The organism is Scytonema sp. NUACC21 (genome assembly GCF_054684315.1).
The window spans coordinates 120331-144884 of sequence record NZ_BAAFZH010000109.1; the positions used below are offsets into that span (position 1 = coordinate 120331).

17 protein-coding genes are annotated in these 24554 nt (G+C 42.3%); 6 read left to right on the forward strand and 11 right to left on the reverse strand.

The features are described from left to right. Positions 1–14 precede the first annotated feature (14 nt). Complete coding sequence (locus ACYRY3_RS42760) at positions 15–3470, reverse strand: hybrid sensor histidine kinase/response regulator (RefSeq protein WP_460207911.1); 3456 nt, start codon at positions 3468–3470, stop codon at positions 15–17. A gap of 1001 nt (positions 3471–4471) precedes the next feature. On the opposite strand from ACYRY3_RS42760, the gene nifJ reads away from it, so the two are divergent. Next, positions 4472–8128 (forward strand): pyruvate:ferredoxin (flavodoxin) oxidoreductase, encoded by a 3657-nt coding sequence (nifJ, locus tag ACYRY3_RS42765; protein ID WP_460207912.1) that lies wholly within the window; start codon positions 4472–4474, stop codon positions 8126–8128. A 177-nt stretch (positions 8129–8305) separates the two neighbouring features. Here the strand turns inward: nifJ and ACYRY3_RS42770 are convergent, their stop codons facing one another. From ACYRY3_RS42770 to ACYRY3_RS42805, 8 genes are all read right to left on the reverse strand, one after another. Further along, complete coding sequence (locus ACYRY3_RS42770; protein ID WP_460207913.1) at positions 8306–8518, reverse strand: helix-turn-helix domain-containing protein; 213 nt, start codon at positions 8516–8518, stop codon at positions 8306–8308. Between the two features lie 258 nt (positions 8519–8776). Then, positions 8777–8938 carry a hypothetical protein gene (locus tag ACYRY3_RS42775; protein ID WP_460207914.1) on the reverse strand — a complete coding sequence of 54 codons (162 nt, stop codon included), beginning with the start codon at positions 8936–8938 and terminating at the stop codon, positions 8777–8779. An 812-nt stretch (positions 8939–9750) separates the two neighbouring features. Next, positions 9751–11073 (reverse strand): YCF48-related protein, encoded by a 1323-nt coding sequence (locus ACYRY3_RS42780; protein WP_460207915.1) that lies wholly within the window; start codon positions 11071–11073, stop codon positions 9751–9753. A gap of 39 nt (positions 11074–11112) precedes the next feature. After that, positions 11113–12630 (reverse strand): ferritin-like domain-containing protein, encoded by a 1518-nt coding sequence (locus ACYRY3_RS42785; protein ID WP_460207916.1) that lies wholly within the window; start codon positions 12628–12630, stop codon positions 11113–11115. 308 nt (positions 12631–12938) lie between these two features. Beyond that, positions 12939–15002, reverse strand: a complete 2064-nt coding sequence (locus ACYRY3_RS42790; RefSeq protein WP_460207917.1) for a hypothetical protein — start codon at positions 15000–15002, stop codon at positions 12939–12941. A 21-nt stretch (positions 15003–15023) separates the two neighbouring features. Then, on the reverse strand, positions 15024–15326 hold the full coding sequence (locus ACYRY3_RS42795; RefSeq protein ID WP_460207918.1) for a hypothetical protein: 303 nt from the start codon (positions 15324–15326) through the stop codon (positions 15024–15026). 15 nt (positions 15327–15341) lie between these two features. Beyond that, positions 15342–15491 carry a hypothetical protein gene (locus ACYRY3_RS42800; protein WP_460207919.1) on the reverse strand — a complete coding sequence of 50 codons (150 nt, stop codon included), beginning with the start codon at positions 15489–15491 and terminating at the stop codon, positions 15342–15344. Between the two features lie 1091 nt (positions 15492–16582). After that, positions 16583–16930 (reverse strand): translation initiation factor, encoded by a 348-nt coding sequence (locus ACYRY3_RS42805; RefSeq protein ID WP_460207920.1) that lies wholly within the window; start codon positions 16928–16930, stop codon positions 16583–16585. Positions 16931–17034: 104 nt separating this feature from the next. On the opposite strand from ACYRY3_RS42805, the gene trpB reads away from it, so the two are divergent. From trpB to ACYRY3_RS42820, 3 genes are all read left to right on the forward strand, one after another. Continuing rightward, positions 17035–18276 carry a tryptophan synthase subunit beta gene (trpB, locus tag ACYRY3_RS42810; protein ID WP_460207921.1) on the forward strand — a complete coding sequence of 414 codons (1242 nt, stop codon included), beginning with the start codon at positions 17035–17037 and terminating at the stop codon, positions 18274–18276. Between the two features lie 223 nt (positions 18277–18499). Further along, positions 18500–19045, forward strand: a complete 546-nt coding sequence (locus ACYRY3_RS42815) for a CAP domain-containing protein (protein WP_460207922.1) — start codon at positions 18500–18502, stop codon at positions 19043–19045. 127 nt (positions 19046–19172) lie between these two features. Further along, positions 19173–19796: a ribonuclease H-like domain-containing protein gene (locus ACYRY3_RS42820; protein WP_460207923.1), complete on the forward strand. Its 624-nt coding sequence runs from the start codon at positions 19173–19175 to the stop codon at positions 19794–19796. Between the two features lie 92 nt (positions 19797–19888). On the opposite strand, the gene ACYRY3_RS42825 is transcribed toward ACYRY3_RS42820, so the two are convergent. Next, positions 19889–20338: a rhodanese-like domain-containing protein gene (locus tag ACYRY3_RS42825; protein WP_460207924.1), complete on the reverse strand. Its 450-nt coding sequence runs from the start codon at positions 20336–20338 to the stop codon at positions 19889–19891. Between the two features lie 881 nt (positions 20339–21219). On the opposite strand from ACYRY3_RS42825, the gene ACYRY3_RS42830 reads away from it, so the two are divergent. Together ACYRY3_RS42830 and ACYRY3_RS42835 are read left to right on the forward strand one after the other, a co-directional pair. Further along, positions 21220–23502, forward strand: a complete 2283-nt coding sequence (locus tag ACYRY3_RS42830) for a hypothetical protein (RefSeq protein WP_460207925.1) — start codon at positions 21220–21222, stop codon at positions 23500–23502. After that, complete coding sequence (locus ACYRY3_RS42835) at positions 23499–23795, forward strand: hypothetical protein (RefSeq protein ID WP_460207926.1); 297 nt, start codon at positions 23499–23501, stop codon at positions 23793–23795. Before ACYRY3_RS42830 ends, ACYRY3_RS42835 begins: the two co-directional genes overlap by 4 nt. A gap of 199 nt (positions 23796–23994) precedes the next feature. On the opposite strand, the gene ACYRY3_RS42840 is transcribed toward ACYRY3_RS42835, so the two are convergent. Then, positions 23995–24519 carry a hypothetical protein gene (locus ACYRY3_RS42840; protein WP_460207927.1) on the reverse strand — a complete coding sequence of 175 codons (525 nt, stop codon included), beginning with the start codon at positions 24517–24519 and terminating at the stop codon, positions 23995–23997. Positions 24520–24554: the final 35 nt, after the last annotated feature.

Here is a 24554-nt window from a genome sequence, read left to right on the forward strand (position 1 = left end):
AAATATTAAATGAGCTACTGACTGTCAACCAAACTGGCGATCGCCCTTAGCAATTCATCTGGGTCTACAGGTTTGGAAATGTGCATTTGAAATCCTGCTGTAAGAGCTTGTTGTTGATTATACTCACCAGCATAAGCAGTTAGGGCTATTGCCGGAATTTGACTTCCCTGTTCTGGTGACGAAGCCCTTATCTGACGCAGGAGCATATAACCATCCATATTTGGCATTCCTATATCACAAACCAAAAGATCGGGCACCGATTTCCCGATGGCTGCAAGTGCTTCAGCTGCTGATTTTGTGACTGTGACGAACGATCCAGACTCCTCTAAAATAAAAGCAACTAATTCTCGAATATCCGCTTCGTCGTCAACTATCAAAATTCTCAATCCCTTAAGTGGTAAGTGGGGAGTAGGGTCGAAGGTTTCTTCATAAGGAGCGGAATGGGGATCGATAGAACTTAAAGCTTGAGACTGACAATTATTGTGAATAATTGGCAAGCTAACAGTAAATGTTGCCCCTAAATCTTCTCCCTGGCTGTGAGCTCTCACCGAACCGCCATGCATTTCCGTCAAATAACGAACAATGGCTAGCCCCAACCCCAGACCGCCAAATTTGCGGGTTGTGCTGCTGTTTTCTTGCCGGAAATACTCGAATACATGAGGTAAAAACTCCAGATTAATCCCTTTGCCGTTGTCTATAACGTGAATTTGGGCATGATGCCCAACTCGTTCTAACCGGACTTCAACTCGTCCTCCATTAGGTGTAAATTTGACAGCGTTTGAAAGTAAATTCCAAAAGACTTGCTGCAAGCGATTTGTATCTCCTGACACCAGCCCTATACTAGAGTCTAGAACAGTTTGTATCTGGATGCCTTTTGCCTCTGCTGCCAAATGTACTGTTTCGATTGCGGCTTCGATTATGGTGACTAAATTGACCGGGCAAACATTTAAAACCAACTTACCCCGTAAAATACGGGATACATCCAACAAGTCTTCGATCAGTTGTGCTTGTAACTTCGCATTGCGCTCAATCGTTTCCAAAGCACGGTTTGTGGCTTTTTCATCATACTTGCGCGTTCTCAACATTTTCGCCCAACCCAGTATGGGGTTGAGAGGCGATCGCAATTCGTGGGAAAGCACTGCTAAGAACTCATCTTTAATGTGGTTAGCGGATTCAGCTTCAGCGCGTGCAGCCCTTTCCCTTTCTAGCAACTGCATCCGTTCTTGCTCATCTTTTTTGCGTTGACTGATATCCGAAAAAGAAATGGCAATTCCATCATCTAGCTTAACTGCCATATTACGAAACCAGCCTAATATCCCGTCAGAGTCATAGGAAATTTCAATATCGTGTGGCTCCCCGGTTTCTACGACCCGTACATAACGGTCAAAAAGCTCGCTATTTTCATGGTTTCCCGGCATCACCTGTAATAATCTCTTACCAACTAGGCTTTCTGCAGGATGACCTAAAATTTCTGCTGCTTTCGGGTTAACATAAACCCACTCAAAATCAATAATTTTTTTAGCATCATTCCGTACACTTATCAGAACCGTAAAAGCGTCCAGAGACAATTCCTGAACAATTCGGAACCTTTGCTCGCTTTTACGTAACGCTATCTCTGTCTGTTTGCTTTCAGATATATCTATTGCGGCACCAGTGACACCAGTAATCTCGTTATTGGCATTTCGTAAAGGTTCTACCGTTAAATCGTAATACCAATCTTGATTAAACGCACTCAGCTTGATTTCTTGTCGTACCCCAACCCCAGTTTCCAGAACACGGCTTTTAATTTGTGTTAAAGCTTCTGCATGGGATCTGGGAATTAAGTCTGCATCCCGTTTACCCAACACATCATCCACTTTGTACCCAAAACTGGGGTTGTATATCCAGGTATAGCACAGGTTGCGATCTTGATGAAATACTGATATTGGCGAGGTTTTCAGAGCAACTCGCAATCGTTCTTCGCTTTGACGCAGCGCATCTTCCGCACGCTTGCGCTGGGTAATGTCCCGAAAGTAAATCGCCAGCCCTTTTTCAAAAGGACACGCACGAACTTCCAACCATATACCGTAAGGTGAATAAAATTCCTCAAAATTGACAGTTACTTGTTCGGTCAGCGATCGCCTGTATTCTCGCTCAAATTGGGTTCCAACTGTATCTGGGAACACTTCCCACATTTCCTTAAAGAGCAGTTCTTCTTGCGTTTTTTGCAGTAGATTTACTGCTTCGGTGTTGGCGTAGGTGTAGCGCCACTGGGAGTCAACTGCAACAAAGGCATCAGTGATACTCTCAAGAATACTGCCAATTTCCGCGTATACTGTTTCTGTCTTCACAGGTAACGGTTGCTTGCGGTGTACTGTCTCCTGACGCAATTTGATTAGCTTGGAATGTGCATCAATTCGTGCTAGCAGTTCGCGATTTGCCTGATTTAATGTTGATACATTTTTGCTAGAGTTGTGTTCTTGTTTAAAAGCACAAAGACTTGCCAATGCCATAGCAATATGGGTACCCAGGGTTTCCAAAAACCTGCGATAGTCGCTATCAAAGGCAAGATAAGGGCTTAGACCAGCAACAAGAAAGCCACTCGGATGTTCTTGTCCTGGGAAAGCAATTGGTAATACAAATGCCGAGTGAGATTGTACACCCCACGGTTCGCAGGGTAAGAAAGGAAAGCTGTTGTTGAGCCCTTCCACCAACTCGGGTAAACCCATGCGTGCTACTTTTGATAATGACCAAGGGCTCAGGCTGTCGTCTTCTCCCAAGTTGACTAACTGAGGGCTTGCTGGTGTACCAGGTTCCAAGTGAATGGTTTCTACCAGATACGCTTGTTCTTTTGGAGTATCAAGCAGATAGAGCAACGCAAAGGGAATGTCAGCCGGGTTGTTTGCCAAAACCTCTAGTGCAAGTACACAAACTTCCTCAGTTGTTTGGGCTGTAGCAATTCGGGCTACCAGTTCACTTTGAATGCGATGACGGCGTTTGTTTATAACTTGAAAAGTTGTTTCACGAACAGCGTTTAAAACACCCCCAACTGCACCAGACTCATCCCGCACCGGGGTGTAGCAGAAGGTAAAATAACATTCTTCCACAAAGCCTTTGCGATTTATCACAAGGAGTTGGTCTTCTAACCAGTTTGCCTGACCACTCGTTCTTACTCGCTCAAGACAAGAACTTATCGAATCCCAAATTTCTTGCCAACATTCACAACCTTTTTGTCCCAGACTCTTTGGATGCTTAGTACCAAGCAGAGGGAGAAACAAGTCATTGTAGAGCTGTGTGTAATCCGAACCCCATAAAATTTGCATTGGAAGTTTGGCAGCCAGGAGAATGCTCACTGCAACTCGCAAGCTTTGAGACCAATCAGCAACCGAACCAAGGGGTGTTTGTGACCAGTTGAACGTCCGCATGAGCGCCGCCATCTTGCTATCACCAGCAAATATGTCCTTAAGGGAAGTTGCTTGCTTTTGGGTCACTGTCCCCGCTCCTCATTGGGCAAGTATTCTGTCAAAGGGTCTGTTCTGCTATCTTTTGCCAGATTTAAATATGCTCCTAATATTTTCTCCCCCTCAATGTCAAGAGCAAAACGGTGACAAACTCTCCTAACAATCGGGAATCGGGAGAAAATAATTTTTGGAAAGCCATGAGCATTTCTCGATCGCACTGAAATTTTTTCTAGTTAAAAGCATAATTTATACTTTTGAAAAACAGTTATATGTCATAAGTAGGATTTTTCTTAAGTTAATTTTAGAAAAATTTAACTTATATAAAAAATTTATTAATTCATGCCTGCAGTATAACAACTCACTACTAACCTGTCACAGTTGGGTTGGAATATATAGTTTTGTTTGCGGGCTATGTATAAGTGCCGAGGCAATCCCGAACCTACACCCCTTCATAAAAAATGAAACTTCTGAAAGCCTTATAGCACAAGCATTTTCTTATATGAGTACATTATTAATTAACATTAAGCAATCCAGACACTTGAGTGGGATACTAATGATGGAAGATTGATTTCTTTTTCAAAAAGAGGAGAAAATGCATTTTTTATCGTATGGCTCGGAAGGAGACAAAATGTAAATTATAAATCTTGATTTTAGATTTTGTTTCATAAAAACAATGTCACAAGCTTTCCTATCTGTCGGTATTTCTGATTTTTACTTCTTGGCATATTCGGTAACTAAGCGAAATGGATAGAAAAATGCGGTAGTTATTTCTAAAAGCAACTGGTGTAGTTCTTAAATCAACCAAAGTTGTACTAGCTCAAGAAGAAAATAAAAGTTACATAAACCAGCATATGCAGATGACTTTTTAGTTATCAGTTAACAGCAAGCGCTCGTCATTTCAACAAAAAATAGACATATCAGAAATTGAAATGATGAGTAGAAAAAATCTTTATTTATATCTCCCCGCCTTTCATTGTGAAACTCAACTGATAACTGAACACTTTTGAAGGCAGTGAGCAAACAGGAGGAATATGAACAAAAACTTTGCAACGATAGACGGGAATGAAGCAGTTGCCCGTGTTGCTTACCGTATAAATGAAGTGATTGCCATTTATCCCATTACCCCCTCCTCTGCAATGGGAGAATGGGCTGATACCTGGTCATCTGAAGGTCGCCCCAACTTGTGGGGTACCGTTCCAAGCGTGATTGAAATGCAAAGTGAGGGCGGTGCAGCAGCAGCAGTGCATGGGGCATTGCAAACAGGTTCCCTCACAACGACCTTTACATCATCTCAGGGCTTACTGTTGATGATTCCCAACCTGTACAAAATTGCAGGTGAATTAACCAGCGCCGTTATCCATGTCGCAGCTCGCGCCTTAGCGACTCACGCCCTATCAATTTTTGGCGACCATAGCGATGTTATGGCAGCTCGTGCAACTGGCTTTGCCCTTTTGTGTTCAGCCTCGGTACAGGAAAGCCAAGATTTTGCTCTGATTGCTCAATCTGCCACCCTTCGCGCACGAGTGCCGTTTATGCATTTTTTTGACGGCTTCCGTACCTCCCATGAAATTCAGAAAGTTCAGCTATTAGAGGACAGCGACCTGAGAGCCCTCATTGATGAGGAATTGATATTGACCCACCGCGCTCGTGCTTTGACTCCAGACCGTCCCGTGTTGCGGGGAACCGCTCAAAACCCTGATATCTATTTTCAATCCCGCGAAAGTATTAACCTCTACTACAATGCCTGTCCCGACATTGTCCAACAAGTCATGAATCAATTTGGAGAATGCACGGGACGGTACTACCGCATCTTTGAATACCACGGTACACCTAATGCAGAACGGGTTATTGTTCTCATGGGTTCTGGTTGTGAGACAGTACATGAAACAGTGGATGATTTAAATGCCCGTGGCGAAAAAGTTGGTGTTGTTAAAGTTAGACTGTATCGTCCCTTTGATGTCAAACGATTTGTCGAAGTTTTACCTGCAACGGTCAAGGCGATCGCTGTTCTTGACCGTACTAAGGAGCCGGGTAGCGTTGGTGAACCGCTATATTTGGATATAGTCACCGCTCTCCACGAAGTTTGGGATGACGCCAGGGGTAGTGGCAGAGTTTCACCCCCTCCTAAAGTCGTCAGTGGTCGTTACGGTCTTTCTTCCAGAGAATTTACCCCAGCAATGGTGAGGGCAATCTTTAATAATCTTACCCTCACAGAAGTGAAAAACCACTTTACCGTTGGCATCAATGATGATGTGACTCACACGAGCCTAATTTATGACTCCAACTTCTCTATCGAACCTGATGATGTTGTGCGGGCAATGTTTTATGGGTTGGGTTCTGATGGCACGGTAGGTGCAAACAAAAACTCAATTAAGATTATTGGTGAAGAAACTGAGAATTACGCTCAAGGTTACTTTGTTTACGATTCCAAGAAATCTGGCTCTATAACTGTTTCACACCTGCGTTTTGGACCACAACCCATTCGCTCAACTTACTTAATTGACAAGGCAAACTTTATTGGTTGCCATCAATGGGTCTTTTTAGAACGCCTTGATGTCTTAAAAGCTGCTGTTTTTGGAGCAACTTTCCTGCTAAACAGCCCTCACGATCCCTATACTGTTTGGGAACATCTTCCTGTAAAAGTGCGCGAGCAAATTGTTAGCAAGCAACTCAAGTTTTACGTTATCAACGCTAACAAGGTGGCTTGCGAAAGTGGCATGGGAGGAAGGATTAACACCATCATGCAAGTGTGTTTCTTTGCCTTAGCAGGTGTTTTACCACAAGAGCAAGCGATCGCCAAAATTAAGCAAGCGATTGAAAAGACTTACGGAAAGAAAGGAGTAGACGTTGTCCGCACAAACTTGGAAGCTGTAGATCGAACTTTAGAAAACTTGCACGAAGTCCTTTGGAACAAGGTAGACAAAGGAGAATTTGCGACTTTATCTACCCCCTCTCTCCCTGCCTCCCCCTCCTCCCCCCTCCCCGTTACTGCTCCTGAATTCGTGCGAGAAGTCTTGGGCAAAATTATGTTATGGCAGGGTGATGAATTGCCTGTCAGCGCACTTCCGGTTGACGGTACTTATCCTACAGGTACTGCCAAGTGGGAAAAGCGCAATGTCGCACAAGAAATTCCTGTTTGGGATTCCGATGCCTGCGTGCAATGTAGCAAGTGTGTGATGGTTTGCCCTCATGGAGCAATTCGGAGTAAAATTTATCAAGAAAATGCCCTACTAAAAGCCCCTGAGACGTTTAAATCCACCAACACTAAGGATAAAGACTTTGCAGAACAAAAATTTACAATTCAAGTTGCTCCAGAAGATTGTACGGGGTGTAGTATCTGTGTAGATATGTGCCCTGCAAAGAGTAAATCCGTGCCGGGACGCAAGGCAATTAATATGGAGCCTCAATTGCCTTTGCGGGAGCAAGAGCGAGAAAATTGGAAGTTCTTTTTAAGTTTGCCAAATCCCGATCGCCGACAGCTCAAACTCACACAAATCCGCCAACAACAATTGCAAGAACCATTGTTTGAGTTTTCTGGTGCGTGTGCCGGTTGTGGTGAAACACCTTATTTAAAATTGCTGACACAACTGTTTGGCGATCGGGTCATGATTGCTAACGCTACTGGTTGTTCTTCAATCTATGGTGGAAACTTACCCACAACCCCTTGGACAAAAAACGCTGAAGGCAGAGGTCCTGCTTGGTCTAATAGCTTATTTGAAGATAATGCTGAATTTGGTTTTGGGTTTCGTCTCTCTCTAGATAAGCACGCTGAATTTGCCTCTGAACTCCTGCAACAATTGGGAAACAAAAAATGGGAGATAGGGAATGGGGAATTTGAGCCTTTAATTCCTAATGATTTGGTTGAGTCTATAGTAACTGCACGGCAAAGGTCAGAGGCAGACGTTTATCAACAACGGCAGCGAGTCGAACGTCTAAAGTCGTTGCTTCATCAGTTAACTAAGGTACACTCTTTAATTCCCGATTTCCCAATTTACGAGGCACAGCAACTCTTAGCACTGGCTGATTACTTAGTTAAGAAAAGTGTTTGGATAGTTGGCGGTGATGGATGGGCATATGATATTGACTTTGGCGGGCTCGATCATGTGCTTGCCAGTGGTCGCAATGTTAATATCTTGGTTATGGATACCGAAGTCTATTCAAACACGGGGGGACAATCTTCTAAAGCCACTCCACGGGCTGCGGTTGCTAAATTTGCCGCTAGTGGTAAACCAGCTGCCAAAAAAGACTTGGGGTTAATTGCAATGACATACGGGAATGTTTATGTAGCCAGTGTAGCCCTTGGTGCAAAAGATGAACATACCCTCAAAGCATTCCTAGAGGCAGAAGCTTACAATGGACCATCCCTGATTCTTGCTTACAGCCATTGTATTGCTCATGGTATTGACATGAGCACAGCTATGAATCACCAAAAAGGACTGGTAGACTCAGGTCGTTGGTTGCTATATCGATATAATCCCGATTTGCACAAACAGGGGAAAAATCCTTTGCAACTGGATATGCGTAAGCCCAAACAGTCCGTAGAACAGTCGATGTACCAAGAAAATCGTTTCAAGATGTTAACCAAGAGCAAACCCGCCCTTGCCAAACGTCTATTAGAAGAAGCACAAGCAGAAGTGGATGCTCGTTGGAAGATGTATGAATATTTGGCAGCACGTCCGGTGCAGTAATGACTTAGGACATTCATGGGCTCTGAAAGGTATTCGCTAGATAACAGCTTCTCAGGTACTAGCAGTTCATAGCATAAACTATGAACCGTTTGGTATTTTGTAGAGACGCGAAGTTTTACGTCTCTACACGTCTAAAATTTTCAGCAACAAACTTAACCAAAACACACCGCTGTGACACTACCTTGATGAAGTAAAAATATACTCTTGTAAATCGCTGCCTTTTATCTTCCAATCTTCACCGATCATCTTAGCTCTGAGCTTTCCCTCCAGAATAGCATCACGTAGGGTTTGTAGAGAACGCCCACTAAGCGCTTGAGCTTCTGAAAGCGTCAGAAGCGATTTAGATTCTATGGGAGAAATAAACAGTTTTTTGTTTCTATTAACAAGCATTTCAATCACCTACAACAAAAAATACTAAAGCTCTTTCAAATTTTTATTTTGGAACTTAGCAAATGTGCTTATATTATGAAATGGCAAAACTGATGGAAACAGAGACCGCGCTTTGTAGGTCTTCACAACTGTGAATCAACCTTTCATACTTACATCTACAACTGTTCAACAGCTGGTGCCGATCGCGCAGATATTGATAAACTCACCCATAACTAAGAAAGGATGAAGGATGAAGGATCAAGGATAAAATTTCATACTTCATACTTTATACTTCATACTTTCAATGGCAGGCTTCAGAGCATCTAAATTATATTCTGTCAAACTATTTAGTGTTTTAAAAGTAAAGGAACTATCAGTCAAGACAGAGTTTTCAAAGCCTGGGTTTTTAAAAGGAATGATGGAACTATTCACAGTTGGCATAATTACATTTCCTTTTACTAAACATGGTAAATTAAGGGAAAGTGCCAAAATTTGGGCAAAACAATCCCTTTACCCCAGTTATTTCAGCTTTTAGCAGAGTCATATTGTTGAGTATTAATCAGCGGTTTTCCAGTTGAGTGGAAACAGTCATTATATCCATCTCAATCTCGTGATGATTTCATCAACTAGGAATACACAAAGACTAAGTGTTAGCTCTGCTTAATTGACTGAAAGTAGGGTTTTTTAAGGCGTCTGAATTTTACATTTTTTAGGCTTTTAGACAAGCCATATACCAGCATATGACTATTTATATTAATATTACAAGCTTTTTTAGTAGTCTCTCATTTAGCAAATTGGCTACATTACTAGTTTCTTACTGAGAAAATTGGCTACACCAAAAAAGCGTTTTCTGTGATATAATATAAACTTTATTACATGAAGAGCACTCAAACTATCAACGTTATTGACTGGATATTGAGATAATATTGGTGGAAATTACGCTTGGGCTATTGTTCAAAAACCTTACAGATAGAAGTATTCTCTACCTCAAAATATTTAAAAGTATTGGTAGTAACAATTTGTAAAAAAACATAAAAGTAATATTTTTGACAGCATACAATTCATACATCGTTAGAACCTGACGCTGTTAACTTTGTGTCTTGAAAATAGCAATTGATACAATATGCTACATTCCGGCAAACCTCTGCCTCGACTTTAGGTGAAATAAACAAGAAATAAAGGGTAAGAATTGCCAAGCAAATAGCAAGACTCACCCTGAAATTTTTTCTTAGCGATCGTTTACTCGAGATTTGTTAATTCTTCAACCGAATTACCCGACTTTCTGCATTGCCATCTACAGTCAACCTATAAATAAAGATTCCAGGTTGCAAAGATTCACCCGCATCATTTTTACCGTCCCAGACAACTGATTTTTGACCAGCACTAGGATTACTTTCATCAACCAGGTTGCGAATATAAGCACCAAAATGATTCCAAATATCGAGGGTGACTTTTTGGGCATTCTCGGGTAACGTGTACTCAATCTTCACCGATTTCTCAAACTGCGCTGGCGCGTTTGTTGTCAGAAATCTTAAAGGTGCAACCCTCTCTACTAGAGACGCTGTTACTGGTGCATCAGAATACTTGTAAACAGTCTTACCTGAAGCATAACCGACAGTCACGGGATTACCATAAAATCGGAAGCGATTGATAAATTGTCCGATTTGGTTCGCATCTTGCCAATTTTGACCTCCATCTTTGGTTTCGCTGCTAAAACCTCCTTTAAAATTGGCATCTCCCCAACCGCCAACCCAACCGAGTTTCTCATCAACAAATCCTATACCTTCGAGGTTGGCATTCTCTTGAGGATCGTTGATGCGAAGTCTCTTCCAGGTTTTTCCGCCATCGGTTGTCTTGAGAATTGCACCTAGATTGAAATTTTCCAGAGAGACAAAACCAACCCTCTCATTGAGAAACTGAATTTTCCAACCCCATTCTCCTAAGGGGAAAGAGGAACTAATATCGGCAACTCGGTTTACCCAGGTTTTTCCCCCATCTTCTGTATAAAGAACCACTGGAATGACATTATCGCGAGTGGGATTAGTAATACTTTTGTCCGCTTTGCCACCAACAACCCAACCACAATCCTCATTAATGAAATAGTTATCGACTAAAAGTGTGGCATATTCGCTCATATCCCATGCCGTCCAAGTTGCCCCACCATCGACAGTCTTAACCATACGAGGAGGGCGGTCGGGAAAGTTAGTTCCCGAACCGTAAACAACCGATTCATTGACAACTGAAAGACCGCAAATCGCTGACGGGGCAAGTTTGGGAAGAATATTGTCTATTAACTGCCAATTTTGACCGCCATCAGTAGTAGAGTAGAGGCGTTTTCCTGCAGTCAAAGTTCCTACCCATCCCTTTAAGGCATTAGCAAAACCAACACACCTCAAGTAAATCCTATCCTGAAATTGTTGCTCCCAAGTATTGCCGCCATCGGTAGTTTTGATGATTTGACCATTGCTATTAACTGCCCAACCTACCTGAGGATCGATAAACCAAATATCATCAGTTCTCGAACTAGCGATTGGTGCATTTGTAGAAAACCATTGTAAGTTTGGAAAATTTGTCATGATAAATATTTCCTCTTGGTTATGGATACGGGATTTGGATTACTGGGGAAAATTACTATCTTTCCACTGCTTGAATAAGTTAATTCTTCCTTCTGTCCAAGGTCCAGCGGGAAGTAAGGGCATGGATTTGGAGGATACGGAGTCTAAAATTACATCTGCATTATTCTTCACAGTTTCATAATCATCAAGGTTGATGGGAAATCTAGGTTGCGATTTCATATGATCTACATCCATCGGAGAGAATAATTGAGAAATTCCGTTAGTCCATGTTCCCCCATTTGGTTTGAGAGAAATGGTATGGGCAATGTTCTTCACCGACACTGAAACTTCTGTTAAAGCTTGTCGCAATTGAGGATAGGATTGGGTCGTAGAGTCGTTAATGAGTGCGTCACAAGCTTGGGCAATTTCTTGCAGTCTTTCTTGGAAAAAGCTCCAAGCACTACTTATCTGCGGCAGCAGCTGCACATCGCTATAAAATTCAAAACTTGGCCCTGCATTCATGCCTGGAAATTCTTCGCCTGCTGGTAATTGAGTGATTGCTTTGGCTAAGGGAGAAATGCCAAAAGGCATGAGATTAATAAACGCACTCTTAAGAACATACATTTGTTCCTCATTCTCGTCAGTATGTGCAAAGAAACGGAGGAGTATTTGCAACATGACTTCATAAAGAGCAACGAAAATTTCTACTACATTGCGACTCAAGGGATCGGTAATGATGTTGGCACCAGGAGTTGTGTTATCTTGCTGAAGACTTAAGAGGGGATTTTCAATAACTGGACGAGTAGGTTGAAAATCAGGATCGTTCTGCAATTCTGTTAAATACTCTTGGCGAATTTTGGTGAATTTAGTAAAGTGACTGTCATCTCTTTGAGCAGGAGATCCTTCGCCCTGTACAATAATTAGATCGATCGCTTTTATTGCTGAATCTAAGTCTGTTACCTGGATCGTATCTCTAAAAATTCCCATTGCTTGAGCTTCGGGCGACCCAATAAATAGTTTTTGACCGATACTTTGAAAGCCTTGGCGGATTAGTCCGTAGAGTTCTCCAATGGTGTTATACTCAAGTTTTCTCGGAACTAATGGTTGTGGTAGTACTGCCAGAAGTCTTAGCAATTCTTCATCTCTAATTCTCTGGCAAAACTGAGTCCAATTGCCTTTTTGTTCTTCAGTATCAAAGTTATTTGGCAATTCAAAACAAATATAGCGGTTCAGCGTGGTTTCACTGAAAGGAGCGAGTTTGAATTGAAGTTTTAAACATGTATAGGTTTTAGCCTGGGGAAAATTTGCACGTCGAAAATATGGTGCTCCGCCTATGGCTGTAAGTAGATTGCTAACCAGTGCTAGATGAAGCATTTCCTGTACGGCAATTGCATTAATTGTCCGCCGCCACCTATTAATCTTATTTAATTGAGCTTGAGAAACTTTTTCATCTGTAGATTCTTTTAAACTGTAGGCAGTAAAAAGATACTGACAGGCAAGAGAATGTTCTAATTCCGACGCCTGTGAGAGAAGATAAAGTAAATCTTCCCTGGTTTTGACTTGATTTTCTTCACTCATCTTGGATACTCGGTAATAGCTCATAAATGATGGGTATTGGGTAATTGCACCCAATTAACAATTACCCACTACCGAAATTTAGGCGAGATGTTATCAGGCATGACTAGTACAAAAAGGCTGTTCGCGTAGCCTCTCGGGAGGAGAAGTATAAAGGCATTTGGATGAAAGTAACAGGTTTATACTGCAAGCTTTACAACGAGCGTGCATTTGTGAGCCTTATTTGCGCGGACGTGTACTAGCAGATTTATAGTGACAGTTGAATTAGACTACTCTGCTATCATCTATGACATCATTTGCCTGGATTATCGTTAATGCCTATTTATTAAGATATTAAGAGCATCAAGTCGAGCCTTGATAGCCTGTAACACCCCATTAGCTACATCTCGAGCTGACAGGGTTTGCAGCAACTGCTCTTGAACATGAACAGCACCTTGCACATCCTCTTGTTTCTCTAACCAATTGCTAAATCGGTCTACATAGTCTTTGTAGTCGATATGCCCAAGGGATCTAGCTGCCTTTGCTGGTTGCTCGGTCAAAGCAGCCGCAAATTCCTGACGCGCTTCCTCAATATCGGGAGAAATCACCTTGATTTTGGGATGATTCGGATCGTCTAAGTTCAAGATTTTGTACTCCTTCGCCATTGCGTTGGCTAGGGCTACCTCTGCATGGAAGGCAACTGAGCGATCGCTCAATTTTGCTGAGACTTCCCTTAAAGTATCGTTGCCTTTAGCAAGCACCCGGCTGCCATCAAATGTCAGAATACGTCCAACATCCTCAGAGAAAAAGTCCTGTGCTAAAAATTCTTCTTCGTAACTCCGTGGTGGCGCAACACGCAACCTCAATGGGTTGGAAACCAAGTCTTCTTCAGTATCCTCTTCGTGTAAGGCTACTTGAATAGTGTAGTAACCAGGTTCGGCAATTTCCCAACCACCCTTACCTACAGAAGCAAACAGGGATTCGTATGTTGACTCTCCAGGCATCAAGACACGGAGTTGGGTTTTCCAGCAATATTGAGCATAGGGAGAGAACTGACGAGCGGGTTGACCATCTTTCTTGATAATTACAATCATATGGTCGAGTTCGGACAGGAGTTTGTCACTGATGAGCTTGGGCTGGGATGAAATATTAGTTAGCTTCAACTCCAAGACCACTGGCTCTAGGAACTCGAACAGAGGTTGCTGACGGTTCACACGCAATTCCAACTTAAGTGATGGTTCAGGAGACAGGTTGAGCTGCTCAAAAGCGTGATTGTCAAACCAATTAGCATTTCCTTGCTGCACAAATCGGAAAGGAGCGTGCCGCATGAACAGCAGTTCTGCATCGCTGAACCGAAACTCAAATTTGCTGAAAAATTGCAATTCCTGTGCCCTGCCGTCCCCCTGGTATTTGCCATGGGGATAAAAGAAGGGATAGTTCATGAAACTCAATGCTTCCGGCTCGTTACTTAGGGGAATCCAAGGTTTTCCCCACGATGGCGGATGCTCCTTATCCCAAGAGTGAGCCAGATTGAACGCGTGTCCCATTTCATGAACAGCAGTCCAAAAACGCATCCGATTCACCCATGCAATTGGAGCAGGATCGCCGAGTGGTGGCTGCGAAATAAAACTATTGTAAAAGAGCGCTGTTCCTTGCCTGTGATTGGAACCAATGTCATCAAACATGATTCCACCTAAGCTTTCCCCCTCGTCATGAATAGATGCAAACAGAACCCACATTGACCATTGAGGTCTATTTGCAAACCGCGACCAGTGAATTTGCATGGCATCATGCATTTCATTGTTGCTCCACGTCGCATTTAGTCCCGGTGGCAGCCCAACGGGTGTATTCCCTCCTGACTTAGTGACGGCAAAGCCAGTTCGCTCGTACACGGTCTCAATAGTGAGCGTTTCCTGAACTAGTGTTGCAGGTCGGTTGGGATGAGCGTGAGTGTCAATTGCAGTTAGTGGCGTGATGCCTGCTTCAAAGTCGAACTCAAACTCCACCTCACGGAAGTGGGGTGATTTGTACTTATAGACAAAGGTGCGATTGGATACTCCTGCCACTGAAAAAGTGACTGCGGCACTGCGTTGGTCGGGAAACTGACTGCGTTGCACCTCAATCTTGACGTTTGTATAGGGGAAAGAAGCCGTGTCTCCATCCTTATACCAAATATCACCAGTCCACGAATTTAAGTCAGTCTGGGTAAGATTAGCAATCCAATGGGTTCTGAAGGCAATTGAAAAGAAAAATGTACCACTTGCTCTCATAAGTGGATAGCGTCCATCCACATCCAACCGCAACTCTTGGGAAGATGCTGGTTGCGGGATAGGAGTAGGATTGGGAAGATTTATCTCACTCCTCAACTCATACAGACCACTCACTAATTCGTCCATTTCAACTAACTCCTGTGAATTTCATAAGTATCTAAATTGCTGGTTTGATACATGGAAGACGATCTTGTTATCAGCAGTTATCGAAACCCCCAAATAGGTCGGAGCAGAAATTTCTAGAACAGTAGATTGCGCTAGCTTTCTATTTGGCAGCGTCACCTTTACGTTGACCAAGCCTTTTTGAACATTTGTTTCAAAAGAAGTTGCGAGTCCAATTTGAAATCTCGTTTTCACTTGCGATTGATGAAATACTTCTTCACAATTGACGTGAACGATCGTCTCATCATTTAAAAAACCATCTTGTAAAGCAATATGAAGTAAGATCATTAGACCTCTGGTTGGTTAAGTGGGAGTTGCTACCATCCCGAACACTTCTTGAGCGATTTGCTCCTCAGACCGTGCTCCCACGGTGCCATCAAAACACCAATAAACGCCCAAGAAAACGCAGCTTTCCAAATTATCTTGAATAGCTCTGTTAAGGATAAAGGCCATAGGAACCTTCCGACTAGGGGCTCCATTGGTATCCCTTCGCCATTCAACTTGTCAATGACAAAATCCTTAAACCAAGGTAGCGAGCATTCTCTTTTTGGAAGAAGCTTTGGCTCTGGTGCAATTATCCTTGCCAGTTGGTGTCCATATCCCGAAAGTCCTTAAAGAATGTTTTGCAAAGTAAAAAATCAACGATTTTAAGCTTTAGGAGTCTTGCAAAAATAACTTGAACGCTTTTGATGGGGAAGTAAAGCTAACAGCTTATTCCGAATTAAATTTGTACAACTTATTTTTACGTGATGCTTTAAGATATGAATCAAGGCTACACCTTTTTTTTTGGAAAAAGCTCGGTATTCGTAAAAATTCTTCACAAAATTGGGCGTTACCAGCACTTATACCAATCTTCATAAAGATGAGCTTAATATTACTTTATAAAAGCAATGGGAAGCTTACGCACTACGGTTGTTTGTTATCAAATATTAAGCTCAAGTCTACAGAGAATTGGTATTACGCATTGACCAAATTTTGATTGTGTGGGAGCCATAGTGCATAAGACATAAATCACCTCAACTCAGTAGAGTTTTGAAGCTAGAGAACATTAGTCTTCATAGCTGTGTTCTTAATTAGGTGTCAGTGAAATCAACTGATGCACTTAATAAAATGAAACGTTGGTTGTAGATTGCTGTAAACATTTTGCAGATGCAGTGCAATTACTCCACAAATACAGGGTATAGCTTTAGTTCGATGAATACCAATTTCCTGCAGTTAGCTAAGGTTTAACTTTACTTAATAACAAGACGGAATTATTGATTTATGAGTGTGCTGCTTTAACTCATATCTTGCACCACCGTTTTATTGAGAAAATAATAGGCTGAAAAGCTTATTATTACGTAGGGTGGGCACCGCCCACCACCCCTTTATTGAGAAGGTGCAAGATGTCAGTTTAATTGTTGTAAGTTGTGACTGGCTATATTTAAGAAGGTGGGCAGTGCCCGCCCTACTAACTATTGACTAGCCAGTTTAAGAAGGTGGGCAGTGCCCACTAATTAGTGTGAACAGTTACGTGTATTTGCGGTTAAAATACGTACATCAAATTAGCCACCACTGATTTTGGCTTTGTAACCCAGCTTAATCAAAATTTCGAGAATTTTCTGCTTGTGGTCGCCTTGAATTTCTATTGCGTTCTCTTTTACGGTACCACCTGTACCGCACTGAGTTTTTAGCTGTTTAAGTAAAGCCTGCAAGGTTTCGGAGTTTGTTTGAAAACCGGTAATCACAGTCACAGTTTTACCTTTTCGTCCAGCACGAGTCGCTTGCACGCGGAGGTTTTGCTTTTCAGGAGGAAGGTCGGGAGTTGCTCTTTCAAAAGCGGCGGAATTGCCGTTGCCAAATTCCTGATAGACAAAACGGTTTTCAGAGTTGTTGCGATTTGATGAAGACATAGAGCTATCTTTATTAAAGAACCGCCAAGACGCCAAGATCGCCAAGAGATGTTAGGATAAGGAGTCTTATATAATTATTGTCGTTCCGTAATTCTAGCTTGTCCGTGACTACTACTCCCCTATCTTCGGGTTCTCAATCATCTACTCAACTCCCCGACCCACTAGGACGCTTTGGTCGTTTTGGCGGTAAGTATGTTCCTGAAACGCTGATGCCTGCTCTTTCTGAATTGGAAGCCGCTTACCAGCAATATCGTAATGAGCAAAGTTTTCAAGCAGAACTGCAACAGTTATTGCAGGACTATGTGGGGCGTGCGACACCATTGTATTTTGCCGAACGCCTCACCGCACACTATGCTCGACCAGATGGTACTGGTCCGCAAATTTATTTAAAGCGTGAGGATTTAAATCATACTGGTGCTCACAAAATTAATAATGCCCTGGGTCAGGTACTGCTGGCAAAACGTATGGGCAAACAGAGAATTATCGCTGAAACAGGTGCCGGACAACACGGGGTAGCAACGGCTACAGTTTGTGCTCGTTTTGGCTTGCAATGCGTTATCTACATGGGCGTTCACGATATGGAACGTCAAGCTTTGAACGTTTTTAGAATGCGATTGATGGGTGCACAAGTGCGTCCGGTAGCGGCAGGAACCGGCACTTTAAAAGACGCTACGTCTGAGGCAATCCGCGATTGGGTCACGAATGTAGAAACAACCCACTACATTCTAGGTTCAGTTGCCGGACCCCATCCCTACCCAATGATTGTACGTGATTTCCACCAAGTGATCGGGCAGGAAACTCGCGCTCAAGCAATGTCGAAATGGGGCGGTTTGCCAGATATTGTGATGGCTTGTGTTGGTGGTGGTTCCAATGCAATGGGAATTTTCTACGAGTTTGTGAATGACCCGTCCGTGCGTTTGATTGGTATAGAAGCTGCTGGAGAAGGAGTTGATACTGATAAACACGCTGCTACTTTGACAAAGGGACGAGTTGGTGTTTTGCATGGTGCCATGAGCTACCTGTTGCAAAGTGAGGATGGGCAAGTGATTGAAGCTCATTCCATCAGTGCTGGGTTAGATTATCCCGGTGTAGGTCCGGAACACAGCTATTTGAAGGATTCGGGACGTGCTGAATATTACAGCGTGACGGACTCTGAGGCTTTGGCAGCATTTCAGCGACTTTCACGTTTGGAAGGAATTATTCCCGCTTTGGAAACGGCTCACGCTTTTGCCTACTTGGACACTCTGTGCCCTCAATTAAGCGGTAGCCCTCGAATTGTGATTAACAGTTCTGGCCGTGGTGATAAGGATGTGCAAACGGTAGCTAAGTATTTAAATCCTGCGTAATACATGACGGATGTAAGCCCCCCCAATCCCGCGATTCGGTACTTCATCCTTCATTTTTTAGGTAACGGCGCAATCCTAATATTGTAGTCAATTGCTCTTGACGCAGCGTCTCGGATATGCAAAGATTTTCCTCACCGCTTGAATACTGAAAACAATACAGGTATATCAAGAAACAAAAAACCAGGGATTGCGTCCGATAACCTTACATACCATCTAAGACTCCATGTTCCGACAAACTGCTTTTGGCATTGCTTTAAGTACGCTTGTCCTTGCCGGTGGATTATCGACTAGTTTAGTACCGGGTCACTCTTCTATCAAGAAAGCAACCCAAAATAAGTCGGTGTCATCTCCATCACGCCAGGTTGAATCATTTTATACTTTTAAAACGACTGATTTGGAAAAATCAGTTTTTGACCAAATTAATCGATATCGCACTTCTAAGGGTTTGCGAAAGCTGTCTTTAAATCCAAAAATTACTCGGCAAGCAAGGCTTCACAGTCAGAATATGGCTAGACGCAAAGTCCCATTTAGTCACCAGGGATTTGAAAGGAGAGTTCGCGCTATCCCCCTTCGCTACAAAAGTGCATCAGAAAACCTGGCTTTTAACCAAGGATATAACGATCCAGTTCAAGAAGCTGTGACAAGTTGGATTAAAAGCCCCGGACATCTGAAAAATATTAAGGGAAATTACAATCTGACTGGTATTGGTGTTGCTACCAATAGTCAAGGTGAAGTTTACCTGACACAAATTTTTGTTCGCAGTAGATAGGTGAAGGTTAGTAGCTAGTTGTTAGCAGTTGATGGTTAATAGAAAAATGTCTATCTACTTATGTATTAACTACTAACCACTAACTACTAACATATATATAACTATTCCACCTAACTCCCTCTGATTCATGGAAGATTTTCAGGTTTGCGATCGCGATCTTACTGAAGCTACTTTATCCCAGTATTTACAAGCGGATGAAATAGCGGTAGATACCGAAACAATGGGACTACTGCCACAACGCGATCGCTTGTGTCTTGTCCAATTATGTAACAGAGAGGGCAAGGTCACTGCAATCCGTATTGCCAAAGGACAAACCGAGGCTCCAAACTTAAAAAAACTTTTAGAGGCAACAACTGTCCTTAAAATATTTCACTTTGCGCGTTTTGACCTTGCCACAATACGTTACAACTTAGGTATTTACATTCAACCCGTTTTTTGCACCAAAATTGCCAGTAAGTTAGCCCGGACGTATACCCAACGCCACGGGCTAAAGGATTTAGTGCAAGAATTGGAAAAAGTAGAATTAGATAAAAGCGCTCAAAGTTCTGATTGGGGAAATGCTGCGAATTTATCAGAAGCTCAACTGAGTTACGCAGCCAATGATGTGCGTTACTTAATTAGTACGCGGGAAAAACTTGTAGATATGCTCAAACGAGAAGAACGCTACGACCTTGCAATGGAGTGCTTTCAGGCTTTACCAACTATAGTTTCCTTGGATTTGTTGCAATTCAAGGACGTGTTTGAACATTAATAAATGTGTCCTCCGTCATAAGTCATTTTTGCATCGCAAGTGACTCATGACAAAGGACAAAGGACAAAGGACTAATGACCAATGACTCTTGACTAACCTTTCTGCTGGGTTTCTGCGTGATTCTTCAAACGGTCTACAACGTTGTAGTCATCCGCACCAGCAGGAGTTCTGGATTCGATAACACCTTCGGTAGGACCGCCAACTGCCTTCCATGCTGCTAAACCACCTTTAAGTTCAGATACGTGGTAAAAGCCAGCGCTTCTCAATTGTTGTGCAGCTTCAGCAGTTTGTTCGTCGCTGTCACCGTAGACGTAGATATCACGGCTTTTTGCTAGAGATTGTGCTCTGTCTACCAATTGATCCATTGGAAACGCCATTGCACCCATGATATGACCTCTATTGTAGGCATTGCGCTCCCGCACATCCAGAATTGTGAAAGCAGGTTCACCCCATTCCAAACGAGACTTTAGAACATGAACATCAGACTGTGAGTCAATTGGTGGCTGTTGTGGAACAATGTTGTCTACTAGTTTGTTAGTCATGAGTATCCTCTGTAATATATTTAAACAATTTGCAAAAGCCTCTAGGCATGGACTTACATACAGGCATCACTTAAAACCTGTGTCTTTAACTAAATAAGCTAGGACAGCCTAATTTCTCTTTTTCCCCTCTACCCCCCTGGTTTCTCCAGACTCTGGAGAAACGACAGGCAAGAACTTTGTATTTTCTTCTTCGAGAAAGAGGTTGCCATAAACTTTAGAGACCCTCGACACTTTTGCAAGAATTTTCTGCACTGCACAAAATGTATCGAACAACATGGCTTCAATTGCTCTTTCTTGAGAATGAAGGTTCTAGATTTATGTCTAACGATAGACCAGCCACACAAAAGATCTATTTTTTTAACTCTTTGATTTTTTACAATTGTAAAATGTTAACTTGACTTTAAATTTTGGGAATTAGTTAGACAAAGATCGATGCTTTTCATTTAGGCATTACATAAATTTAGTGTTTTTGCAAGTCAATGAAACTAAATTTAGCAAATCAGCTAATTAAGAAGGCAGAAGTACGAGGGCAGAGGGCATTCGGGAATCCCCATAAATAAATTTAGGGGATTTAATAAAGTTACTACGTTTTTATTTTTATCCATAAATAAATTAAGGGGCTTTAAACCATATGGCAGATCACAGATGACTTACCTTTGTTTAAAAAATAAAAAATCTTACATAGCTGCCATCTGCCATCAGCAAGGCTGCCTTTCTTCCGGTAATTAAATTCAACTTCTTCTTTTTGTAGTAACATTTAGTTAAACATCGTGCTTTTTTCTTCACTCTGATAGACCCTTTTAAATTCAAATTTTTTTTATAAAAATAGACAAGGCATTCGGCTATACTCAGGCAAAGAGTTGCCGAATAGAATACAAAGTATGAAGGAACCAAACCGCCGTAGGTTTTTATTTGGGACAGTTTCAGCAATTTCTGGCGGTGTAATGGGAATATTCAATCGGGAAAACCGTACAGTGGCTGCGCCCGCAAACTCGCCACAAGAAACACCAAGTTTTTCCAGACAAGTTATCAAATTTGCCAATGGCATCTCCTTTGAACTAGTCACAGATAAGGATGAATTTCTTGGCATTGGTCAAATCAAAGCTGCAAACGTCCCATTGCGTAGTGGACGAAGACCAATGTTTGTTGAAATTTGTAATCCCAGCGCAGTGACTCTTTGCAATTACACGATAGCGCAACAGAATATTACAAATAATTTAGTTCAGCTGAAATTCTCCATGCATTACCGTGAAGGCGGTCTCATGGAGTGGATGGTTCATACTGTTCGGAACCGATACAACACAGCCAATTGGACTGCTGAACCTCAACCTGCTACTGATACAGTTCTATGGTTGGAAATTCGTCCGGTCATCCGTAGGATTGGCGATCGCAAATACGTGGGATTGAGTTATCAATATCGCTACCAAAGCCAAAGCATTCCTATTTACAAAATACTCGATCGCGGTACCTGGGAACTAGGTGGTCGTGCAGTGGGTAATGAGTTTTGGATGCGTAACTCTTTTGCACCTTCTATTGCGCCCATTAATTCAGTGGAAGAACTTTACTCTACCGAATGGTATCTGCCCTCTGCTGCAAATCCCAGCGTCTTTCAATTTATACCACTGCAAACTGCTTTACAAGGCTTTACCTTTACATCTGGGGAATTGGGTACGTTGGTGACTTGGGCAACAAAAGCCAGTCATATCCGTTCACTGTTTGAGAAACCACGGGGTGTGGATGAAATTATTCACTGGCATCAACATTGTGCTGATTTGAGCCAAGAATTTGTGACCTCACCGATGGAGGTACTGTGGGCACCAGGTAAACTCAATCGCGTTGAACGAACCAATGCTTACGAAGCAGTACGAGAATTAGTCCACGAAACGCTACATACTGACATCGGTATGCGTCGCGAACGGATAACCACTTACGGGCTGATTGAACAATGGGATAATGCTGATTTAAAACGTTACACCGAAGTGGCATTACCAAAACTACTAGAAGCCGGTGTAAAAATGGTTGGATTGGCAAACCATTTCCAAAATAATATGAATACTTTTGGCGTTGGTAATATGGCATGCACCATCGATCTAAAGGTAGCAGATTCAGTTGGTGAGGAAAATTTGCGGAATTTTTGTAATAAAGCAAAAGCTAGTGGTGCCATAGTTCAAATGTGGGGCAATACAGCTTTATCAACCTTTGGTCTCAAGCAATGGGATCGCAATGGTGCAAAAAATCGCATCGACTATTTACCGAAAGCAGGATCGATAATGGAGGCGATAGAGCTATCGTCAGATCCTTTTGTTCGTAACCCTTCCAATGCCATTGAAGCTGACCATTACACTCCAGTTTTCGCCGTACTAAATCTACGAGATCCGGTTATACGCGAATACTGGCTTCAGCGTTGGAAGGAGGCTCATGATGAAATTGGGCTTGAGGCTATTTTCCTAGATAGTTCAACCAATCTCTCTAGTGATAAATTCCACTTTATCCAACTTGCAGATGCTAGTTTGAGAAATGTAGCTGCCAATAATACGAAACAATTATTTACCTATCGTCCTGCAAATGAATCACCATCAGCAATTCTGTCGCAGTACCATGCCCACTTAAAATTGATGACAGAAATGCAAAAGATTGGCTATCACTACTGTGGGGAAGATATCGGCGTCTTCGGAATCCATCGAACTGGTCCGGGTCTTCTAGCTAAGCTAGAGCATTTGCCATTGTGGATGGATTGCCTAACTGATTTCGACATCCCGGCTTTACAGAAAGCAGCAGCCGATCCCAATGACATCTTTTTCCGTGGTTTAGCTTACCGGGTAATGTGGTATGTCTTTTGGGATATCAAGACCGACCAACTCAGCTTTAACTATGGCAGCGTGCGCGGTGATTTCGACAAACCCAACGATTGGCATATTTCGCTGTTTAAAGTCTTTAATAAGGTCAACGATTTCATGATTAACCGCGAGATTTTACCTAATGAAAATGGTGTTGTGTACCGCAGTGCAAACCAACAAGTTATTTGGACTTTCCAAAATTTGGATTTCCAGCTTCCTAGTCGTTCATTAGTGCGTGATGAGATTACGGGCAAAAGTTGGCAAACTCGTCTCCTGCAAGCTGTTAAACACCATGTTTATTACGTTACGACAAATTCAGATTTATGAGCGAACAATACCGTAGTTCTCACATTGTTTTGAAACCAGAAAAATATGAAGCTATAGCGCAGCTAGCAAATAATCAAGATCGCCCAATTTCTGAAGTTGCAACAGAGGTCGTGCGACTGGAACTGGAAACTCTTGAGCAAAGGAAACAGGGAAAAAAGGAATCCCTTGAACGTTTAAATCAGCGGCGTCTTGAATACCATCATCAACATGGTTTTTATCCGGGAGATCCAGTTGCTGAAGTACGAGCAGAACGGGAAAAACAAATTGATACGGTAATCAGAGAGGAACAATGAAGGTAAGTAGGATGACATAAATAAAGTTAACTCATGAGGGTCGTCCTTAGTTCTTTGTCATTCGTCATTAGTAAGGATGTTGGACAGTAATTTATTTACACCATTTCATGTTAATCATGATACTCATAAATTTGTAGAGACGCTTCAAACAGCGCGTCTCTACATCATCGATTCGTATTATCCTTTTCGTGAAACGAAATTAAGCTGCAGCCAGAACAAAATCAACGTCGTTTGTGCCGCTAGTTTCTGACTTACCAGATGTTAGTTTTTGACCATTAACTTCAACAGCAAAAGGTGTGCCATCTAGGGTGAGGTTGTAGTCAGTTTTGTCATTTGTGTATCCAACACTGGCAATCATTTTGCGACCTTGGTCTGTGTAGGCGAAAGCCAACATTTGATTCTTGTTTTGCTTGTTGTCTCGCGCCCAAATTACCATGTATTGTCTGCCTTGGTAATCAAATACTTTTGGTTGGCGATTGGGGACATAACGACCTGGATCGCCAAAACTTTTGTCTAGAAAATCTTGAACGGAACTGGGTTCTACAGTCGCATAAGCCACTTCTTCTGGAGAGGTTGGTTCGGCATCACCTTGATTTTCATCAACGACTTCTTCTTGACCGCGATTGCGGAAATAATCCACTGCTGCTTTAGTTCCTATTGCACCAACGGCAGCAACTCCGGCACCAATTAGTACGTTGCGAAGGAGGTTACTTCTATTAGTCATTCTTTCTCCTGTTGGCTAGAAGACTCCGTGGATAA